At 62.5% G+C, this 19194-nt stretch carries 18 protein-coding genes, 1 tRNA gene and 1 pseudogene; 6 read left to right on the top strand and 14 right to left on the bottom strand.

Features of this window, described 5'->3' with window-relative positions:
• Position 1: 1 nt before the first annotated feature.
• Positions 2-74 (bottom strand) — tRNA-Glu (locus AC07OP_RS30900).
• Positions 75-434: 360 nt separating this feature from the next.
• On the opposite strand from AC07OP_RS30900, the gene AC07OP_RS30895 reads away from it, so the two are divergent.
• Together AC07OP_RS30895 and AC07OP_RS30890 are read left to right on the top strand one after the other, a co-directional pair.
• The gene (locus AC07OP_RS30895) at positions 435-1205 is read left to right on the top strand and encodes a hypothetical protein (RefSeq protein WP_027607090.1); all 771 of its coding nucleotides are present in this window, start codon (positions 435-437) and stop codon (positions 1203-1205) included.
• A 126-nt stretch (positions 1206-1331) separates the two neighbouring features.
• The gene (locus AC07OP_RS30890) at positions 1332-2144 is read left to right on the top strand and encodes an alpha/beta fold hydrolase (RefSeq protein ID WP_495103212.1); all 813 of its coding nucleotides are present in this window, start codon (positions 1332-1334) and stop codon (positions 2142-2144) included.
• A 34-nt stretch (positions 2145-2178) separates the two neighbouring features.
• Here the strand turns inward: AC07OP_RS30890 and AC07OP_RS30885 are convergent, their stop codons facing one another.
• From AC07OP_RS30885 to AC07OP_RS30870, 4 genes and pseudogenes are all read right to left on the bottom strand, one after another.
• Positions 2179-3021 (bottom strand): methyl-accepting chemotaxis protein, encoded by an 843-nt coding sequence (locus tag AC07OP_RS30885; protein WP_370671245.1) that lies wholly within the window; start codon positions 3019-3021, stop codon positions 2179-2181.
• Positions 3022-3039: 18 nt separating this feature from the next.
• Positions 3040-3237 (bottom strand): annotated as a pseudogene (locus tag AC07OP_RS30880) (HAMP domain-containing protein); the annotation flags it as partial.
• A gap of 1024 nt (positions 3238-4261) precedes the next feature.
• Entirely contained in the window at positions 4262-5674 is a 1413-nt protein-coding gene (locus AC07OP_RS30875; protein WP_495103213.1) for an aminotransferase-like domain-containing protein, read from the bottom strand.
• Positions 5675-5876: 202 nt separating this feature from the next.
• Positions 5877-6638: an SDR family oxidoreductase gene (locus AC07OP_RS30870; RefSeq protein ID WP_027607086.1), complete on the bottom strand. Its 762-nt coding sequence runs from the start codon at positions 6636-6638 to the stop codon at positions 5877-5879.
• A 228-nt stretch (positions 6639-6866) separates the two neighbouring features.
• Between AC07OP_RS30870 and AC07OP_RS30865 the strand changes: the two genes are divergently transcribed.
• Entirely contained in the window at positions 6867-7874 is a 1008-nt protein-coding gene (locus AC07OP_RS30865; RefSeq protein WP_495103214.1) for an NADP-dependent oxidoreductase, read from the top strand.
• A 52-nt stretch (positions 7875-7926) separates the two neighbouring features.
• Here AC07OP_RS30865 and pyrF read toward each other — a convergent pair whose 3' ends face one another.
• Positions 7927-8625 carry an orotidine-5'-phosphate decarboxylase gene (gene pyrF, locus AC07OP_RS30860; RefSeq protein ID WP_065947279.1) on the bottom strand — a complete coding sequence of 233 codons (699 nt, stop codon included), beginning with the start codon at positions 8623-8625 and terminating at the stop codon, positions 7927-7929.
• Positions 8626-8884: 259 nt separating this feature from the next.
• Here pyrF and AC07OP_RS30855 point away from each other — a divergent pair, with 259 nt between their 5' ends.
• Positions 8885-9649: a response regulator gene (locus AC07OP_RS30855; RefSeq protein ID WP_065939996.1), complete on the top strand. Its 765-nt coding sequence runs from the start codon at positions 8885-8887 to the stop codon at positions 9647-9649.
• Entirely contained in the window at positions 9649-10686 is a 1038-nt protein-coding gene (locus tag AC07OP_RS30850; protein WP_065939912.1) for a sensor histidine kinase, read from the top strand. The genes AC07OP_RS30855 and AC07OP_RS30850 overlap by 1 nt, the downstream gene beginning before the upstream one ends.
• On the opposite strand, the gene AC07OP_RS30845 is transcribed toward AC07OP_RS30850, so the two are convergent.
• The 8 genes from AC07OP_RS30845 to AC07OP_RS30810 form a co-directional block, all read right to left on the bottom strand.
• Positions 10683-11744, bottom strand: a complete 1062-nt coding sequence (locus AC07OP_RS30845; protein ID WP_027607081.1) for an AI-2E family transporter — start codon at positions 11742-11744, stop codon at positions 10683-10685. The genes AC07OP_RS30850 and AC07OP_RS30845 overlap by 4 nt on opposite strands.
• A 71-nt stretch (positions 11745-11815) precedes the next feature.
• Positions 11816-12634 (bottom strand): DUF4892 domain-containing protein, encoded by an 819-nt coding sequence (locus tag AC07OP_RS30840; RefSeq protein ID WP_141157167.1) that lies wholly within the window; start codon positions 12632-12634, stop codon positions 11816-11818.
• A gap of 102 nt (positions 12635-12736) precedes the next feature.
• Positions 12737-13591, bottom strand: a complete 855-nt coding sequence (locus tag AC07OP_RS30835) for an alpha/beta hydrolase (RefSeq protein WP_027607079.1) — start codon at positions 13589-13591, stop codon at positions 12737-12739.
• Positions 13588-14391, bottom strand: a complete 804-nt coding sequence (locus AC07OP_RS30830) for an alpha/beta fold hydrolase (RefSeq protein ID WP_092490330.1) — start codon at positions 14389-14391, stop codon at positions 13588-13590. Before AC07OP_RS30830 ends, AC07OP_RS30835 begins: the two co-directional genes overlap by 4 nt.
• 97 nt (positions 14392-14488) lie before the next feature.
• Entirely contained in the window at positions 14489-14932 is a 444-nt protein-coding gene (locus tag AC07OP_RS30825; protein ID WP_027607077.1) for a hotdog fold thioesterase, read from the bottom strand.
• A gap of 116 nt (positions 14933-15048) precedes the next feature.
• Positions 15049-15498, bottom strand: a complete 450-nt coding sequence (gene sixA, locus AC07OP_RS30820; protein WP_108574510.1) for a phosphohistidine phosphatase SixA — start codon at positions 15496-15498, stop codon at positions 15049-15051.
• Positions 15495-15842, bottom strand: a complete 348-nt coding sequence (locus tag AC07OP_RS30815; RefSeq protein WP_065939916.1) for a DUF4389 domain-containing protein — start codon at positions 15840-15842, stop codon at positions 15495-15497. Before AC07OP_RS30815 ends, sixA begins: the two co-directional genes overlap by 4 nt.
• Positions 15843-15852: 10 nt before the next feature.
• Complete coding sequence (locus AC07OP_RS30810) at positions 15853-16878, bottom strand: NAD(P)H-dependent glycerol-3-phosphate dehydrogenase (protein WP_495103215.1); 1026 nt, start codon at positions 16876-16878, stop codon at positions 15853-15855.
• A 195-nt stretch (positions 16879-17073) separates the two neighbouring features.
• Here AC07OP_RS30810 and AC07OP_RS30805 point away from each other — a divergent pair, with 195 nt between their 5' ends.
• Positions 17074-19194 (top strand): TonB-dependent receptor plug domain-containing protein, encoded by a 2121-nt coding sequence (locus AC07OP_RS30805; RefSeq protein WP_495103216.1) that lies wholly within the window; start codon positions 17074-17076, stop codon positions 19192-19194.

Genomic DNA, 19194 nt, shown 5'->3' with positions numbered 1-19194 from the left:
GCGTCCCCTAGGGGACTCGAACCCCTGTTACCGCCGTGAAAGGGCGGTGTCCTAGGCCACTAGACGAAGGGGACACACGTACAACATTCACTCCCTACCGCGTTTCGCTGTGTGCTTTACGCTGTAAGTGGCGCGCATTCTATGGATGGATTGAAAGGTCGTCAACCCCCAAGGATAAATTTATTTAAATCAATGACTTCGCCCGTGTTTACCGGCCCGCGCGGGGCATTCTGCCCGTCCAGGCCTTGACGCCTATATTCTGGCGTCCGACAAGGCGCTATAGTTCGTTCCAGCAAGTGATGGCAATGTGCATCTACGCAGGGAGCGGCTACTTAATATAGAAGAACTACCTGGGTAACTGGTCGATCAGTCCTATCCGTCGACAAGCCCAGTCACTACACTCCACTGTAAACCCTATCAAAGAGGTCACACCGGTGACACCACTCATGATCACCCTGCTGGTAATTGCCGGGATCGTAATACTGATCGCCATTGGCTACATGAACCACGTGGTGGAAAACAACAAGCTGGAAAAGAAGCGCACCGAGATCGAGCTTAATGATCGCCTGCGCCGTTGCGGTGAGATCACCGAGACCTTCCCTGGCCAACTGATGACCCCGGCGCTCAAGCTGTTATTGGCTCGCCTGGAGCTCAACGTCAATCAGCGCCTGTTGAACCTCAACAAGACCAGTGCACCGCTCAAGGCCCGTATCACCGAGCTGAACACGCTGGTGGCCCAGGGCGAGTCCATCCCGGTGAACAACCCGCCGGCGCCGATCCAGACCGAAGCCAAGGCCAAGGACGTGCGCTTCCTGCTGGAAGCCCTGCATGGTCAGGTCACCCGCGCCGCCCAGGACGGGTTCCTGCCGACCAACGAAGCCAAGCACTGGATCAAGGAAATCCGTCATATCCTGGTGCTGTTGCACATAGAGTTTTTCAACAACCTCGGCCAGCACGCCTTGCAGCAGGGCCAACCGGGCCAGGCGCGCCTGGCCTTCGAGCGTGGCGTGCAGTACCTGCGTAAACAGCCGGAGCCGGTGCTCTACAGTGCACAGCTGCAATTGCTGGAAGGTCAACTGGCCCGCGCCAACTCGACCGTGCTGGCTAACAGCAAACAGGCGGCGGAGGAAGTCAACGAATTGACCGAAGGCATGAAAGAAGTCGACGCCGATGCCGAGTGGAAAAAGAAAGTCATCTACGACTGATCTGCCCGCTCCCCTGAGGTGAGCGGGCTGCCCGCTCGCCCCAACATGCCATCAATTTGCATCTATCGCCCCGCCCCCGACTAGCGTAAAAAAGTGCCCCTCACTCCGTGAAGTCAGAGGCCCGCTATGCCTATCGCCGTCATTGATGGACAACCGCTGCATTACGTCGACCAGGGCACCGGCCCTGTCGTCCTGCTCGGCTCAAGCTACCTGTGGGACCGGGACATGTGGGCCCCGCAGATCGAAGCCCTGTCGCACCAGTACCGGGTCATCGTGCCCGAACTGTGGGGCCACGGCGAATCGGGCCAACTCCCCGCCCCCACCCACACCCTCGACGACCTTGCGCGCCAGGTCCTGGCCCTGCTTGACCATTTGGAGATCGCACAGATCAACCTGGCAGGCCTGTCGGTGGGCGGCATGTGGGGCGCACGCCTGGCGTTGCAGGCCCCCGAGCGGATCAACAGCCTGGTGCTGATGGACACCTACCTCGGTGCCGAGCCAGAGGCCACGCGCCAGTATTACTTCTCGTTGTTCAAGATGATTGAAGACGCCGGCGCCATTCCTGAGCCGTTGCTGGATGTGATCGCGCCGATCTTCTTTCGCCCGGACATCGACCGCGAATCGGCGCTCTACCAGGATTTTCGCAAGTCACTGCAGGACTTTACCCGGGAACGCCTGCTGCACAGCATCGTACCCCTGGGTCGATTGATCTTCAGCCGCGAAGATGTGCTGGAACAACTACCGCGGCTGGACGCCGATACCACCTTGGTGATGTGTGGCGAACAGGACAAGCCTCGGCCACCCGCCGAATCCGAGGAAATGGCCGAGCTGATTGGCTGTGCCCTGATCCTGATTCCAGACGCCGGGCATATCTCCAGCCGGGAGAACCCGGATTTCGTCAACGAAGCACTGCTGACCTTCCTCGCCAACCACGCCTGATCGCCCCCCTTCGATCGCCGCCTCTGTGCGGCGCTCAAAGGCGGAAGTGCCCCACCATCCCCTTGAGCTCCGCCCCCAACTGCGCCAGTTGGATGCTCGACGCCGCATTGCCCTGCATGCTCAACGCCGATTGATCGGCACTCGCACGAATACTGGTGACGCTACGGTTGATCTCTTCGGCCACAGAGCTCTGCTCCTCAGCCGCAGCGGCAATCTGCTGGTTCATCTGCTGGATCAACGACACCGCTACCGCAATGCTGCCCAGGGCACTTTCGGTTTCCAACGCATCGCTGACCGCCAGCTTGACCAGTTCGCCACTTTGCTGGATCTGCTGCACCGATGATTGCGCAGCGCTGCGCAAGGTACTGACCAGCCGCTCGATTTCTTCGGTCGATTGCTGGGTGCGCTTGGCCAGTGCCCGGACTTCATCGGCCACCACCGCAAACCCCCGGCCCTGTTCGCCTGCACGGGCGGCTTCGATGGCCGCGTTCAGGGCCAGCAGGTTGGTCTGTTCGGCGACGCTTTTGATCACGCTCAGCACGGTGCCGATATTCTGGATTTCAGCACTGAGGCTCTCGATACTGGTGCTCGCACGGGTACTGGACGTGGCCAGCAATTCGATACGCTGCAAACTCTGGCGCACCACCTGCTGGCCGCTGTCGACTTTTTCATCCGCCGTCTGCGCAGCTTGCGCGGCCTGTTCGGCGTTGCGCGCCACATCGTGCACGGTGGCGGTCATCTGGTTCATCGCCGTAGCGACCTGCTCGGTTTCTTCCTTCTGGCTGCTGACCTCTACGTTGGTCTGTTCGGTCACGCTGGACAGCGACTGCGCCGAGCTGGCCAATTGTTCGATACCGGCCTGCAGGCCGCTGACCATCTGGCTAAGGCCGCCGCCCATCTGTTGCATCGCCTGCATCAACTGGCCGATTTCATCACGACGGCTGACCTCCATGCGCCCGCTCAGATCCCCGGCGGCAATCTGTCGGGCTACCGCGATCACACTGCGCAGCGGCGCGACAATCAAGCGGGTAATCACCCAGGCCGCAATCAACCCCACCAGCAAGGCCAGGGCCGACGAGCCAATGATCAACATCGCGCTTTTCTTCAGTTGCGCCTGCATCGACAGGTCTTCAGCGTCATAGGCCTGGTTGACCCGGCTGACGACCTGGTCAGCTCGATCATGCAGTTGTTTGTAGACGACTTTTTCCTGGGCCAGCAGGCCGGTGTATTCCCCCAGCTTTTCGCTGAAGGCGGCGATATGCCCGGAAACTTCGTTGAGCACCGTCTGATAACCAGGGTCCTTGACCGACGTTTTCAATTGCTCGACCTGAGCCAGGGCCTGGTCGGCCTGCTCGATCTTGCCTTGCTCGGCGTCATCAGCATCCGCCTTGCGGCTCTGGTCCAGGCGTACATGGGCTTCGTTCATAGCCTGCAACATCAAGCGGGAAACCTGACTGATCTGGCCTGCCTGCTCGATAAACTCGGCGCCCTCCTTGCCTTGGCTTTCCTTGAGGCCATAGGCGCCGTCGTCCGCCAGCCCGGCCTGCAATACATCCAGGTTATTCGCTACGCTGGACACCGACCAACTGGCCATTTCCAGCGCCAGGTCCTTGGTCTGCGTCAGCTCGACAAACTCATCGAACGCCTTCCGGTAGGCTGCCAGAGCCTGCTCGACCTCGGCCATCACCGGCACATTCGCCGCAGACTGGGCCTTGAGGCCGGCCGCCTGGGCCGCCAGGGCATCGAGACTTTCATGCAAGGCGTCGACGGCCTTGGGGTCGGCGTGCAGTGCGTAGTCCTGCTCGATCAGGCGCACCTTGAGCAAGCCGCTGTTAAGCGACGACATGGCCTTAAGGCCTTCAAAACGCTGGCCAACGGTTTGCAGGGACCACACGCCGATAGCCGCGACCAACGCCGTCAGAAGCAGCACCAGGGTGAAGCCCAAGCCCAGTTTTTTCGCCATACCCAGGTTGGCGAAACGTCGTTGCACGCCTGAAATCATTGCACTTGAATCCTCTTGCAATGGCGGACGCCATCAAGTCCGATGGACAAGCAACGAGATTCGCAACCAAAAGGCACTGAGCACAAGGCACTGGCGCCACAATAATGGCAAAAAGCTACACGCTCGTCGTTTTCAGAATGGTCGAGGTCGATCTGGCGGGCCCCATCGCACGAAACAACGCCAAGGCACGTTGATCAGTAGCATAGGCGACATTGAGGCGTAGCCACTCACTGTGACTGCCGCTTGGACTGAACAACCCCCCGGGCGACAACAACACCCCCAACTGCCGGGCGCACGCCTGCAACCGCGAAGGCTGCGCCGCCCCCGGACGTGCCCACAGGAACATACCGCCGGTGGGTACGGCGAACACCTCCCACTCTTCGTCCTCCAGCACTTGCAGGGTCACGGCCATTTCACTGCTCAACCGCTTGCGCAGGCGCTGCACCCACTTGCGATACGTACCGTTGGCCAACAACGTGGCAACCACCGCTTCAGCAAACCGGGAGGTGCCGAAACCGGTCAAGGTCTTGAGGCTGGCCAATTGCGTGATGATTGCGCTGCTGGCGCAGAGGTAGCCCACACGCAAGGCGCTGCTCAGGGTCTTGGAAAAACTCGCGACGTAGATCACCCGATCATCATGGGGCAATGCCGAAAGCCGCGTGCAACTGGCCTGTTGCAGGTCGCCGTAGACATCTTCCTCGATGATCAGGAAGTTCTTGCGGTGTGCCAGTTCCAGCAAGCGCTCGGCCACCACCCGGCACAGGCTGGTGCCCGTGGGATTGTGATAGAGGCTGTGGATGAACAGGCACTTGGGATGGTGGTGCTGCAGCAGCGCTTCAAGTGCCGGGAGGTCGGGGCCGCCTCGGGTACGCGGTACTTCCAGCAGTTTCACGCCCTGGAACGCCAGCTGCCGATAGAGGTTGGCATACCCGGGGGTTTCGACCACCACGCTGTCGCCGGCCTTGAGCAGCGTACGTATCAGCAGGTCCTGGGCATGGCTGGCACCTGCGGTGGTCAGGATGCGCTCCAGGCTGGTGGCGATGTGAATCTGGGTCAGGCGCTTGAGCAGTTGCTCGCGCAGCGCGGGCAACCCCAGAGGAGTGCTGTAGTTAAACAGGCCGGCCGTGTCGGTGCGGGTGACTTCGCGAATCGCGTAACTGATGTCATCGCTTTCGCGCCAGGCATCGGGCAACCAGCCGCAGCCCAGCTTCAACTCGCCCAACGGATTGTCGGCAAAGGCGCCCCACTCGCGCTCCGCCCCCTCATACCAGTTGCCTTCATGGCAGGCAGGCGGCTGGGCCACCACAAATCCCGAGCCCTGCCGGGGCGCCAGCACCCCTTGGGCGACCATCCGTTCGAATGCTTCGATCACACTGGATTGGCTGAGCAGGTTGTCCAGGGCCAACTGGCGGACGGACGGCAAGCGCGTTCCGGGGCTCACGCCGTCCTTGCGAATCCATTGCACCACTGCACTGACGATTTGCTGCACTACCGGTACAAGGGCCTGTCGATCGATCCCTAAATCCATGAGCCACTCACTTCAACTGTCTGTTATCAACCCGGAGAGTTAAGCACAGAAGCCGCAGGTTGCCGGCCGCATAAATTTATTAAAGTATTGATTTTATTGACTTATTTACCTACTGACACATATTCGATCACAGCGTTTTGCCAGCTTTGGAAAAGCCCCACGCGCCCCCAGACGTTTTCGACCAAGGGGCCGGCGCCAGGTCCTAGATAGCCGTCGCGCCACCGTCCACGGCCAAGGCGTGCCCGGTGGTGAACGCCGCTCCGTCGCTGCACAGGTACAGCACTGCGCTGGCAATTTCCTCCACCTTGCCGATACGCCCGACCGGGTGCATGGCGGCGGCGAATTCGGCCTTGCGGGGGTCGGCTTCATAGGCGCGCCGGAACATATCGGTATCGATCACCGCCGGGCAGACGGCATTGACGCGGATTTTCTTCTTCGCATACTCGATCGCCGCCGATTTGGTCAGGCCGATCACCGCATGTTTGGAGGCTGCATAGATACTCATCTTCGGCGCCGCGCCCAACCCCGCCACCGACGCAGTGTTGACGATGGCCCCGCCGCCCTGGGCCAGCAGCAGCGGCAACTGGTACTTCATGCACAACCACACACCCTTGACGTTGACGCCCATGATCGCGTCGAACTCATCCAGGCTGCCGTCCGCCAGCTTGCCCTTCTCGATCTCGATGCCGGCGTTATTGAACGCATAGTCCAGGCGACCATAGGCGCCGATGGTCTGTGCCATCAACTGCTGCACATCCGCCTCCTGGGTAACGTTGCAGCGCACGAACAGCGCCTCGCCTCCGGCCTGGTGGATCAGCGCGACCGTGCCCTCGCCGCCGGCCACGTCGAGATCGGCGACCACGACCTTCAAGCCTTCGGCGGCGAACGCCAGCGCAGTGGCGCGACCAATACCGGCGGCGGCGCCAGTCACCAGGGCGACCTGGCCGGAAAACGTCATGCTCATGGAGGATGTCCTATTGGGATTAATGGCAGTGGCACGAGTCTAGCCAACGCCGAGGCGCCCACGTCAGCACTATCAGAAGGCCGGTTAGTGCCGTATGAGTCATGGTGATAAGGCAACCCGGCTCACTATCAATGGCACCTATCGATGAGCATTCGCACCCTCGGCTGACCTTGCCCCCGGGCCATTCAAGGTCTATCAATCATGCTTCACTTCTAAAGAGTCCTTGCCATGACCGCCCAGACCAACCGCCAATTCCTGCTCGCCAAACGCCCGGTCGGCGCGGCCACGCGGGAAACCTTCACTTACCAGGTCGTGCCGGTGGGCCCCCCCGGGGACGGGCAGGTGCTGGTGCGCAATGAATACCTGTCCCTCGACCCGGCCATGCGTGGCTGGATGAATGAAGGCAAGTCCTACATTCCGCCCGTAGGCCTCGGCGAGGTCATGCGCGCGCTGGGTGTGGGCAAGGTGATTGCCTCGAATAACCCGAAATTCGCCGTCGGCGACTACGTGAATGGCGCCCTGGGCGTGCAGGATTACTTCCTGGGCGAGCCGCGCGGCTTCTACAAGGTCGACCCCAAGCTGGCGCCCCTGCCCCGCTACCTGTCTGCGCTGGGCATGACCGGCATGACCGCCTACTTCGCGCTGCTGGACACCGGCGCGCCCAAGGCCGGCGAAACCGTGGTGATCTCCGGCGCGGCCGGTGCCGTGGGCAGCATTGCCGGGCAGATCGCAAAGCTCAAAGGCTGCCGCGTGGTCGGCATTGCCGGCGGTGCCGACAAGTGCACGTTCCTGGTGGATGAGCTGGGCTTCGACGCCGCCATCGACTACAAGAACGAAGACGTGCCCGCCGCCCTGAAGCGCGAGTGCCCCAAAGGCGTGGATGTGTATTTCGATAACGTCGGCGGCGACATTCTTGACGCGGTGCTCAGCCGGCTGGCGTTGAAAGCCCGCGTGGTGATTTGCGGAGCCATCAGCCAGTACAACAACAAGGAAGCGGTGAAAGGCCCGGCCAACTACCTGTCACTGCTGGTCAACCGCGCACGGATGGAAGGCTTTGTGGTGATGGATCACGCGGCGAACTTTGCCGCTGCCGGGCAGGAAATGGCCGGCTGGATGGCCCAGGGCAAGCTCAAGAGCAAGGAGGATATTGTCGAGGGGCTGGAGACGTTCCCGGAGACGCTGATGAAGCTGTTCAACGGCGAAAACTTTGGCAAATTGGTGCTCAAGGTCAGCTGATACACACGCTCTGCGCGTTCCCACGCTCTGTGAACGAGGGAACGCGCATCGATCAGGCGATCTCGGCGACTACCGCCGCCAACGCCTTGGCCGGATCCGCCGCCTGGCTGATCGGACGGCCGATCACCAGGTAGTCAGAACCTGCGTCCAGTGCCTGGCGCGGGGTCAGGATGCGGCGCTGGTCATCCTGGGCACTGCCCGCCGGACGAATCCCCGGGGTCACCAATTGCAACGACGGATGGGCGGTCTTCAAGGCCTGGGCTTCCAGCGCCGAGCACACCAGGCCATCAAGGCCGGCTTTCTGCGCCAGGGCGGCCAGGCGCAGTACCTGCTCCTGAGGCTCGATGTCCAGGCCAATGCCCGCCAGGTCCTCGCGCTCCATGCTGGTCAGCACGGTCACGCCGATCAGCAACGGCTTGGGGCCGCTGCGCTGTTCCAGCACTTCGCGGCAGGCGGTCATCATGCGCAGACCGCCGGAGCAGTGCACATTCACCATCCACACGCCCATCTCGGCCGCAGCCTTGACCGCCATGGCGGTGGTGTTGGGGATGTCGTGGAATTTCAGGTCGAGGAACACCTCGAAGCCTTTGTCACGCAGGGTGCCGACGATTTCCGCGGCGCAGCTGGTGAACAGTTCCTTGCCGACCTTGACCCGGCAAAGCCTGGGGTCCAACTGGTCAGCCAGCTTCAGTGCGGCGTCACGGGTGGGGTAATCCAGGGCGACGATGATAGGAGTCTGGCAGGCGGACATTGGAATGGGCTCTCAGGCAAGTCGAAATCGGCGCGGATTGTAGCGCAAGCAGCGCCGTTGCGGGATCCGATGATCGGTAAATACTGACCAACCGCCATCAGCCGGGCATTCCAGATGATTATTTCAAAGCTGATACATTCATGACATGCGCACAACACGCCCTGCCGCTAGCCTCGCCCGCACGACCCACCGACCAGCACTACCAGCCATGGGGCTGGGCGCCTATGCTGAGCGCAACAACCAGGCAGATGATCGCACTATGCATACCCCTTCCGTCCCCGTGAATGACGAGCCCAAAGGCGCGGTGGTCGCCGATGACAAGCGCTGGAACACCCGTGCGCTGATCGTCGACGACGATGTGCCGATCCGCGAATTGCTGATCGACTACCTGGCACGCTTCAATATCCTCGCCACCGGCGTGACCGACGGCGCCGCCATGCGCCTGGCCATGCAAGCCGAAACCTATGATGTGGTGGTACTCGACCTGATGCTGCCGGGGGAAGACGGCCTGACCCTGTGCCGCTGGCTGCGCGCCGAATCGGATATCCCGATCCTGATGCTCACGGCCCGCTGCGAGCCCACCGACCGCATCATCGGCCTGGAACTGGGGGCCGATGACTACATGTCCAAGCCCTTCGAACCCCGTGAACTGGTAGCGCGGATCCAGACCATCCTGCGCCGCGTACGCGATGACCGCACCGAACAACGCGCGAATATCCGCTTCGACAACTGGCGCCTCAACAGCGTGTTGCGCCAATTGGTGGCCGACGATGGCCTGGTGGTGCCGCTGTCCAACGCGGAATTTCGCCTGTTGTGGGTGTTTATCGAACGCCCGCGCCGGGTGCTGAGCCGGGAGCAGCTGCTTGATGCCGCCCGTGGCCGCTCGATAGAGGCCTTTGATCGCAGTATCGACTTGCTGGTGTCGCGCCTGCGGCAAAAACTCGGGGATGACCCCAAGGCACCGCAGTTGATCAAGACCGTGCGTGGTGAAGGCTATCTGTTCGACGCCCGGGATATTGGCTGATGCGCGCGCCCTTCAACACGCTGTTCGGTCGGCTGTTCGGCGTGTTGCTGGTGGCGATTGTGCTGGCCCATGGGCTGGCGTTCTTCTGGTTTCACCACTACGGCCAACCGCCGCCGCCCCCTCCTGAGCGATTTATCGAGCAGCCGGACGGGACCCTGGCGCCGATGCGCGACAAGCACCCACGCCCCTGGTTTGGCGGCCCGGTGGTGCCCCTGACCTTTCAATTCGTCTCGTTGATTATCGCGGCCTGGTACGGTGCCAAACTGCTGAGCCGGCCGATACAGCGCCTGAGTGAAGCGGCGGAACGCTTGAGCCTGGACCTCGACAGCCCACCCCTCGATGAATCCGGCCCGAGGGAAGCACGGCAGGCCGCCTCGACCTTCAACCTGATGCAAAGGCGCATTCGCGAGCAGGTCAGCCAACGCGCGCGCATGCTCGGCGCCGTCTCCCATGACCTGCGCACCCCGCTGTCACGCCTCAAGCTGCGCCTGGAGCAGATCGAGGACACCCGGCTGCAGGGCCAGATGCGCCAGGACCTGAACGACATGATCGGCATGCTCGACGCCACCCTGAGCTACCTGCACGAACAGCGCACCAGTGAAACCCGGCATTGGCTGGATGTGCAGGCGCTGGTGGAGTCCATGAGTGAAAACGCCCAGGACCAGGGCTCCGATGTGCAATATGCGGGCAGTTGCCTACCCTTGCAGGTGCAACCGATGGCCCTGCGCTCATGCCTCAACAACCTGATCGACAACGCCTTGCGTTATGCCGGCACCGCCCGCGTGGAGCTGGAGGACAGCCGCGAAGCGCTGGTCATCCGTGTGATCGACCACGGACCGGGGATCGCGGTCGATAAGCGTGAGGCGGTGTTCGAGCCGTTCTACCGGCTGGAAGGCTCGCGTAACCGCAATTCCGGCGGCGTCGGCCTGGGCATGACCATCTCTAAGGAAGCGGCAGAACGCCTGGGCGGCCGCCTGAGCCTGGAAGAGACTCCAGGCGGCGGCTTGACCGCCGTGATGTGGTTGCCCAGGGCTTAAAGGGGCTTGTCTTCACGTCGAACCTGGGCCTGGGTTGCGCTCCAATCCATCAGCAGGCTGTAGGCCACGGCCAGCAGGGTCGGGCCGATAAACAGGCCGATAAAGCCAAAGGCAATCAAGCCGCCGAAGACCCCGAGCAACACGATCACCAGCGGCAGGTTGCCGCCACGGCTGATCAGGTACGGCTTAAGCACGTTGTCCACGCCGCTGATGATGAACGTCCCCCACACGCCAAGGAACACCGCGTAGGTGTAGTCGCCTTTCCACGCCAGCCAGGCCGTGGCCGGGATCCATACCAGCGGCGGGCCCATCGGGATCAGGCTGAGCAGGAACGTCACGATCCCCAGCACCAACGCACCCGGCACGCCGGCGATCAGGAAGCCGATCAGTGCCAGCAGGGCCTGGGCGGCGGCAGTGCCGATCACACCGTTGACCACCCGCTGCACCGTACCGGCCACCAGTTCGATGTAGTAACCGGCACGGTCACCGATCAGGCGTTCCAGCAAACGATGCACGAACATCGCCAGACGTGGGCCATCACGATAGAAAAAGAACACGAACACCAGGCTCAGGGTCAGTTCGAGGATGCCGCCGCCGATCTGCGCACTGCGCGCCAACAGCCAGTTACCCACCTGCCCCAGGTACGGCTTGAGGCTGACCATCAGCGCCGCGCCCTGCTCGTCGATGCTGTTCCACATGCCGACCAGGCGTTCCCCCACAAAGGGAATCGCCGCCAACCAGGTTGGCGCCTCGGGCAGCCCATCGACCTGAATATCCTTGATCAACGCCACGGCATCGCGCACATGGTCCGCGAGATTGAACCCCAGCCATACCAGCGGCACCGCCACCAGCAACATCCAGCCCAGGGTCAGGATGCCGGCGGCCAGGGATTCACGGCCACCCAGCCAACGGGTCAGCAGCACCATCAGCGGCCAACTGGCAAACGCCAGCACCGCGCCCCAGAACAGCGCCGACCAGAACGGCGCCATCACCCAGAAGCTGGCACCAAACAGCACCAGCAGCAGGATTTGCACCAGCAGGCGATCGTTATTGAGCATGGGGTATCTCTAGAAAAGGCTGTAGGAAGAAAGCTTAGGCGAACGGCACGGGTCCGTTCGCCCTGTTACGGTCAGCGTATCAGATGCAGGTGCAAGCCTTTGGTTTCAGTGGTGCCGGTTTCCAGGCGCGCGGCGCGCACGCCTTTGTCGACCAGGGCCTGGCGCCAGGCTTCGGCTTTCGGGCCGGTCAGACTGACGCGCAAGGTCGTATCGAGGTTCAAGCCCCGGGAAATCAGGGTCAGCCAGGTGTCGTCGGGGTCGCCGCCAAGCGCGGGGAAATCCAGCTCACCGGTGCTTTTGAGCTCGCGCAACAAGGTGGCCGAGGTGGGCAACAGGTCGCCCAGCGGTGCGCCGGCATCCAACTGCTCCACATGCAGGTAGGCACGACGGTTGCCTCGGGTGATGCCGTACATGGCCACCAGGGAGTTTTCCTGCGGGGCAGCCAGACGCAGCAGCAGGTATTCCTGCTGGCCGTCGGCTCCTACCAGCTTGGCATTACCGAACACTTCGTTGGCCCACAGGCTGCTTTCACCGCAATCGCGGGCCTGGCACCAGAACAACAACTGCGCGCCGTTGGCCTGCAACGCTTCGCGCGTCGACGTGAACGCAGCACTGGAGGTGTGTTCGGCAGGCAGCTCGTAGGTAATCGCTGTGGCTCGCCCACGGGCGGTGGCCTGGCCCTCATAACGCAACTGGCCACTGATCTTGCGGATCGCCCCCATGGGGTAGATGCGTTCCTTTTCTTCAGCGGGACGGTAATCGACGATCTGTGCGTCGACCTGACGGGCCACGGCAGGCAGGTCCTGGCTTCCCGGCACATCGGCGGCGAACACCAAGGGGCTGAAACAGCACAGTCCGAGGGCACGTATACATCCTTTACGCAGGCTCATCGGATCGGTGAGCCCTGGCCATCGGAGGTCGCAGCAGTGTTGAGTTGGTTCATGGTTGACTCCCTTTCAATCCGCCCAGCCTCGGCAGTTGACCGCCCCAAGTCAAGGCGCGGAGAAGAACCGATTGAAACAGTCTGCAACAAGGACCGCACCGGGCTCATCATTCAGGTGTAAATGATGGCCACCCGGCAACGTGGTTACCGTAAAGGGTAGCTGGGAAAGCAATTCGGGATGTTTCGCCAACATGCCATCGGCGGCGACCACCAACTGCGCAGGGCAACCCACGCGGCGCACGAAAGCCATCGCCTGCTCATCGGTCAGGCGCATCGGCGAAGCCAGGGTCAGGCGACTGTCCGAGCGCCAGGTATAACCGCCCGGCACCGGCATCAAACCGCGCTGGGCCAGCAGTTCTGCGGCTTCACGGCTCACGGCGACCAAACCTTTCATGCGCGCCTCAACCGCCCGGTCCAGGGTGGTGTAGACCGGCTTGCGCTTATCCTGCAGATTCAATTGCGCCTGCAAGGCCATGCCCAGGCGCTCGGCCGCGTTCTCACCGCTGGCCGTGGGCGGGATCACGCCGTCAATCAAACCCAGGTGCGTCACCCGTTCCGGCAAGGCACCGGCCAGCACCAGGGACACGATGGCGCCGAGGGAGTGGCCGAGTAATGCAAAACGTTTCCAGCCCAGTTGCTCGGCAACGTGCAGCACGTCGTGGACGTAATCCCACAAGGCATAACCGGCACCTGTAGGACGATGCGCCGAATGCCCATGGCCGGCCATGTCCAGCGCCACGATACGCAAACCCGCAAGCTTCGGCGCCAGGCGTGCAAAGCTGTTGGCATTGTCCAGCCAGCCATGCAGGGCGATCACAGGTAAACCGTCCTCGGGGCCAAACAGATGGGCCGCCAACTCAATGTGCGGCAGGCTCAGGCGAACCTCTTCGACGGGTGTGCTCATGCGCAGCTGCGCTCCCGGGCTTCCCAGCGCGCGAACAGGGTCTTGATCAAGGTCGCGGTGTCCTGGGGGCGTTCAAGGGGAAACATATGGCCGCCGGGCATGGTGAGCATTTCGCCCATGGGCAGACGGTCGACACCGCTGGCGTGGTGACGCATCACCACACGGCTCTGGCGACCGCGCACCACCGCCAGCGGCACTTTCAATTGGCGCACCTGGCCGGGACTGGTGTGAGGCACGCCCCGGTAGATGCTGATTTCGGTGGCCGGGTCGAAACGCAGGCGCAGGCGATCGCCCGCCTGGTACAGGCCGTGTTGCAGGTAGGCGTCGAAGCATTCCGGGTCGAAGCCTCGGAACAGGGTCTTGCCGGCGAAGTAGCTGCGCGCGGCGTCCAGGTCGCTGAATTCTTCACGACGGCCCAGGGTACGGCCGGCCGGCGTGAGTCGATCGATAAAACCGAAACGCTTGGCGGCGCGGATCACCCAGCGGTCGGCGCGGGTCAATACGGGCGAGTCGAGCATCACCACCCCGCGATACAGCTGCGGGCAGCGCAGGGCCGCGTGCAAATGCAGCACGCCACCCAGGGAATGGCCCACGCCCCATACGGGCTCCGGCTGCTGCTCCAGATGATGGATCAACTCGTCCACCAGGTTCTGCCAGTTATCGTCCACTGGGAACCTGGGGTCGTGACCGTGCTGCGGCAAGTGAGCCACCGCATATTCCGGGGCCAGGGCGGCAAACAGCTTGCCGTAGGTGGCCGAGGGAAAGCCATTGGCGTGGGCAAAAAACACGTGCTGCGACATAGCGGACCCATCTGCAAAAACCAAGATTGATTGTCACCAGCCCCAAGCCCCACAGCAATGACTGTAACTGCCAGGAATGATGACACTCACGCCACACCTATCGCGCCGGCGGGGTTTCGCCCAAAGGCACCACGGCCATGGTCAGCCGTGAGACACAGTTGCACTTGCCGTCATCGGTGGTCAGGCGGATGTCCCAGACCTGGGTGGTGCGGCCGATATGGATCGCCTTGGCCACCGCCGTCACCCGCCCGCTGCGCACACCGCGCAGGTGATTGGCGTTGACCTCCAGGCCCACGCAATAGAACTTGCTCGGGTCGATGCACAAATAGGCCGCCACGGAGCCGACGCTCTCGGCCAGAACCACCGACGCACCGCCATGCAGCAGGCCGTAAGGCTGGTGAGTGCGGTGGTCGACCACCATGCTGGCGGTGAGGGATTCGTCGTCGAAGCTTTCAAAACGGATGTCCAGCAGTTCACCGATGGTGTTTTTCTGGCCGGCATTGAGTTGTTCGATATTCGGTTGGGTGCGCCACAAGCTCATGGAATTGTCCTTATTGGTTTTATTACGACCCTAATCCTGCCACACAACTGCCTCGCTGCGCTCGCTCCAACGAAAAGCAACCCACATAAGACCCGATCCTCTGTGGCGGCGATAGCCTACGGATTCTTCACGCTGACCAGGCTCATCAACCCCGCCAGCGGGAAGTCGCCCTCAAGCTCCGCCAGGCTGGCGGTGGACATCGGCTGCGGCTGGCGCTGATGACCATGCTGCAAAAAGCTGATCAAACTGCCGACCAGCGGCTGATGACTGACCAGCAGCACGTTGTCATCACTGTCGAGCTTGCTCAGGACCTCCAGCGGATTGCCCTCCGGCGTGAGCCAAGGCACCGTGCGGATATCCGGTTCAAAACCCAACGCGTCCCGCACCAGCTGTGCAGTCTGCTGCGCCCGCACGTACGGGCTGGCAATGATCGCGCTGAGCGGCTGGCCGATCAGGTGCGCCGCACTGCGCAACACCTCGGCGCGGCCATGTTCGGTGAGGTTGCGCTCGGCATCCGTGCGGGCATGCGCCTCGGCCTCACCGTGACGCAAGACCCACACTTTCATAGCTTCGGCTCCTCATCCCGCACCGGGTGCGGCGCCGGCGGCACGCTGTGGGCGGCTTCGCCCTCGGGAGCGCGCGGGGTTGGCCAGTCGGCGAACGGCCAGGGCTTCTGCTCGGTGTGGAAGCTGCCAAAGCGGCCGATCTGGGCAAGAAACTGGCTGAGGCTGTCGCCGAAGTTCATCAGGCCCAGGTTCGGCGCGCTGTAGACCAGGCGGTAGATCAACTGCACCACCACCAATGCGCCGAGCAGGAACTGCGCCACCTGCCACACCAGGGCAAACACCAGCATCCACAGGATACGCAGGACAATGGACTCGTACTTGGGAGCAGCTTTTGGATCGTTCATGGCGCGTTCCTCAGTTGAAACCACTGGTGGAAATAAAGTCGACGTCGGTTTTGGGCTCGGCCCGCATCAGCAACTCGATGACCTGGGTCAAGGTGCGCCCTTCAAACAGGATCGCGTGCAACCCGGCGACCAGCGGCATGTACACGCCGACTTCCTGGGCCTTGGCCTTGAGCACCTTGAGGGTGTTGACCCCTTCGGCCACTTCGCCCAGGCGCGTCACCGCGTCTTCCAGGCTCAGGCCCTGGCCCAGGGCGAAACCCACCTGGTAGTTGCGGCTTTTCGGCGACGAGCAGGTGACGATCAAGTCGCCCACGCCGGCCAGGCCCAGGAAGGTCATGGGGTTGGCGCCCTGGTTCACCGCGAAGCGGGTCATTTCCGCCAGGGCACGGGTAATCAGCATGCTCTTGGTGTTTTCGCCCATGCCCAGCGCCACCGCCATGCCGGCGATGATCGCGTAGACGTTTTTCAGCGCCCCGCCCAGTTCCACGCCAAAGCGGTCGCCACTGGCGTATACGCGGAAGGTCCGGCCATGCAGCACCGCCTGGACGCGCTCGCACAACGCCTCATCCTCGCTGGCGATCACCGTGGCGGTCAGCGCGTGCTCGGCGACTTCCCGCGCCAGGTTCGGCCCGGACAGCACGCCAATGCGCGCCTGGGGGGCGATCTCGGCGAGGATTTCGCTCATCAGCTTGAAGGTCTGCGCCTCGATGCCCTTGGTCAGGCTGACCAGCAGCTTGCCCGCCAGGCGCTCGGCATGGGGCGCCAGCACCGCGCGCAAGGCGCTGGAAGGCAGCGCGACAAAGCACAGGTCGCAGTCCGCCAGGGTGGCCAACAGGTCGGTGACCGGCTCGACCGCCGGATGAATCTTGATGCCTTTCAGGTAACGCGGGTTTTCGCGGTGTACGCGAATGGCCTCGGCCTGCTCGGGATCGCGCATCCACTGGCGCACCGCATGACCGTTCTCGGCCAGCAGGTTAGCCACGGCGGTACCAAAACTTCCGCCTCCCAGGACCGCAATAGGGCGCTGTTCAGTCATATGCAATCCGTTAATCCATACCAGTGGCGATGGCGGCATTATACGGGGCGACCCGCTTGCGGCCAGCCCCCGTATCAAATCGTGGGCCTGTCGAAAACTGCCATGTCCGTGTGACGGAATTGCAAGGGCGACGACTGGCAAATAGCCTCACCTCGGTTAACATGGGCGGCTATCCGTCATTATCAAGGCCATGTCGTGTATTTGGGCCCTCCTTCCCGTTCATCTCTACTGCTTATGCTGTTGTGCAGTGCACCTGCGCTGGCTGACGACCTGTTCCTCGACAGCCAGCCGCTGCCGCAGGTCTTGACCGCCACGCGCCTCAAGCAATCGGCCGCCGCCGTGCCGGGCAGCATGACCGTGATCGACAGCGAGTTGATCAAGGCCAGCGGCGCAAGGGATATCAGCGAGCTGCTGCGCCTGGTGCCGGGGATGATGGTCGGCTACACCACCGGCAACCAGGCGGCGGTGAACTACCACGGCACCAGCGCCAGCGATGCGCGCCGCATGCAGGTATTGATCGACGGGCGTTCGGTGTACCGCGCCGGCCTGGCCACGGTGGACTGGAGCGACATTCCGGTGGCGATGGAAGATATCGAGCGCATCGAGGTCTTCCGCGGCCCCAACACCGTCAGCTACGGGGCGAATGCCTTGATGGCGGTGGTCAATATCCTCACGCGCTCACCGGCCAACAGCCATGGCTCACGGGTGAAGGTGATTCGCGGTGAGCGCGGTATCAATGACTTTTATGCCAGCCAGGGCGTGGGCTGGGAAACCGGCGATCTGCGCCTGTCGCTGTCCGGGCAACAGGACGATGGCTTTGACAGTGATGCCGCTGGCGCCGACCGCCGGGACGGCCGTCGCCTCAACCGCTTCAGCCTGGCAGTGAGCCAGACCTTGAACGCGCAACAGAGTATCGATTGGCAACTGAATGCCAAGGAAAGCACCAACCAGCGCCCTTACACCTACACCCCGGTATTCGCCGGGATTACCGAAGGCGGCGACAATTCCGATGTCACGGCCAAGGACTACGCCGGCTCCCTGCGCTGGAACTTTGATTTCAACCCCGATCACAGCCTTTATATCCAAGGCTCGGCCCAGCAGTGGGACCGCCGGCAAATCTGGAAGGCCTGTGACGCCAAGGTCTCGTTCAGCCCCGAGCTGACCCAGTTGTGGCAGCTCAACCCCAACTATGCCGAACGGCTGGCCCGGCATATGGACACCTACAGCCAGGGCACCGCGCCACCGGGCAGCGCCGCCGAACAAGCCTTGGCCAACCAGGTACTGGACCAGTGGCGCAACGGCGCCAACCAGAGCGTCTGCGGTGACATCGACCAGAGCACCCGCGAAAGCCGCTACGACGTGGAAATCCAGGACACCCTCAGCCTGTCCGACAGCCTGCGCCTGGTCAGCGGCATGAACTATCGCTACGACCGCGCCGACTCCGATACCTACTTCAACGGCACCCTGGACGACACCACCTGGCGCCTGTTCGGCCAGTTGGAATGGCGCGCCAGTGAACATTGGCTGCTGCAAGGCGGCGCCATGTTCGAAGACACGCACCTGAGCGGCCATTCGCTGACGCCCAGGGTGGCGGTCAACTATTTGATCAACCCGCGCCACGGCTTGCGCGCGGTGTACTCGGAAGCCATCCGTTCGCCGGACATGTTCGAGAACAATGTCAACTGGAGCTACCGCGTCACCAACCTCAGCTCAACGACTTATGGGCAGAGTTCCGGACAGTACTTCGTGAAGACGCGGGGCCCGGGCAACCTCGACAAAGAACTGATGCGCTCGCGGGAACTGGGCTACAACGGCTTCTTTGCCGACATCGGGCTGAACATGGACGTGAAGGTGTTCTACGACGAAATCACCGACATGATCAGCTCGCCGCTGCGCAATAACCAGTACATTGCCAGCAACGCCAACAGTTCACGCTTCACCGGCGCCGAGTCCCAGTTCGACTGGCGCGTGAGCAACGCCGACCGCCTGCGGCTGACTTACGCGTATGTCGACGCCACCACCAGCAACCCACTGGACAAAGCACAGACCGCGCGTAACAGTGGCTCGGCCGGCTGGTTGCGCGAGTGGGGCCAAGGTTGGTCCAGCGCGCTGTTCTACTATGGCGACGACGCACTCAACCAATATCGTTTCGAACGGGTCGACCTGCGGGTGGCCAAGCGCATTGCCCTGGGCAAAGCCAACGTGGAGCTGGCCGGCATGTTGCAACAACGCCTCGATAACCAGCCCACCACCTGGGCCGACAACACTTACGACCATCGTCACGTACTCTACTTCAGCGCGGAGTTAGAGTTCTGA

This window comes from Pseudomonas sp. GW821-FHT09D08 (assembly GCF_059416305.1).
This window is presented reverse-complemented; position numbering and strand designations above follow the sequence as displayed.

What these genes read in the sequence shown, in the direction of transcription:
- AC07OP_RS30890 (WP_495103212.1), top strand. Translation starts at nt 1,332, where the DNA reads ATGCCTATCGCCGTCATTGATGGACAACCGCTGCATTACGTCGACCAG.
- AC07OP_RS30885 (WP_370671245.1), bottom strand. Translation starts at nt 3,021, where the DNA reads ATGGTCAGCGGCCTGCAGGCCGGTATCGAACAATTGGCCAGCTCGGCG.
- AC07OP_RS30875 (WP_495103213.1), bottom strand. Translation starts at nt 5,674, where the DNA reads ATGGATTTAGGGATCGATCGACAGGCCCTTGTACCGGTAGTGCAGCAA.
- AC07OP_RS30870 (WP_027607086.1), bottom strand. Translation starts at nt 6,638, where the DNA reads ATGAGCATGACGTTTTCCGGCCAGGTCGCCCTGGTGACTGGCGCCGCC.
- AC07OP_RS30865 (WP_495103214.1), top strand. Translation starts at nt 6,867, where the DNA reads ATGACCGCCCAGACCAACCGCCAATTCCTGCTCGCCAAACGCCCGGTC.
- pyrF (WP_065947279.1), bottom strand. Translation starts at nt 8,625, where the DNA reads ATGTCCGCCTGCCAGACTCCTATCATCGTCGCCCTGGATTACCCCACC.
- AC07OP_RS30855 (WP_065939996.1), top strand. Translation starts at nt 8,885, where the DNA reads ATGCATACCCCTTCCGTCCCCGTGAATGACGAGCCCAAAGGCGCGGTG.
- AC07OP_RS30850 (WP_065939912.1), top strand. Translation starts at nt 9,649, where the DNA reads ATGCGCGCGCCCTTCAACACGCTGTTCGGTCGGCTGTTCGGCGTGTTG.
- AC07OP_RS30845 (WP_027607081.1), bottom strand. Translation starts at nt 11,744, where the DNA reads ATGCTCAATAACGATCGCCTGCTGGTGCAAATCCTGCTGCTGGTGCTG.
- AC07OP_RS30840 (WP_141157167.1), bottom strand. Translation starts at nt 12,634, where the DNA reads ATGAGCCTGCGTAAAGGATGTATACGTGCCCTCGGACTGTGCTGTTTC.
- AC07OP_RS30835 (WP_027607079.1), bottom strand. Translation starts at nt 13,591, where the DNA reads ATGAGCACACCCGTCGAAGAGGTTCGCCTGAGCCTGCCGCACATTGAG.
- AC07OP_RS30830 (WP_092490330.1), bottom strand. Translation starts at nt 14,391, where the DNA reads ATGTCGCAGCACGTGTTTTTTGCCCACGCCAATGGCTTTCCCTCGGCC.
- AC07OP_RS30825 (WP_027607077.1), bottom strand. Translation starts at nt 14,932, where the DNA reads ATGAGCTTGTGGCGCACCCAACCGAATATCGAACAACTCAATGCCGGC.
- sixA (WP_108574510.1), bottom strand. Translation starts at nt 15,498, where the DNA reads ATGAAAGTGTGGGTCTTGCGTCACGGTGAGGCCGAGGCGCATGCCCGC.
- AC07OP_RS30815 (WP_065939916.1), bottom strand. Translation starts at nt 15,842, where the DNA reads ATGAACGATCCAAAAGCTGCTCCCAAGTACGAGTCCATTGTCCTGCGT.
- AC07OP_RS30810 (WP_495103215.1), bottom strand. Translation starts at nt 16,878, where the DNA reads ATGACTGAACAGCGCCCTATTGCGGTCCTGGGAGGCGGAAGTTTTGGT.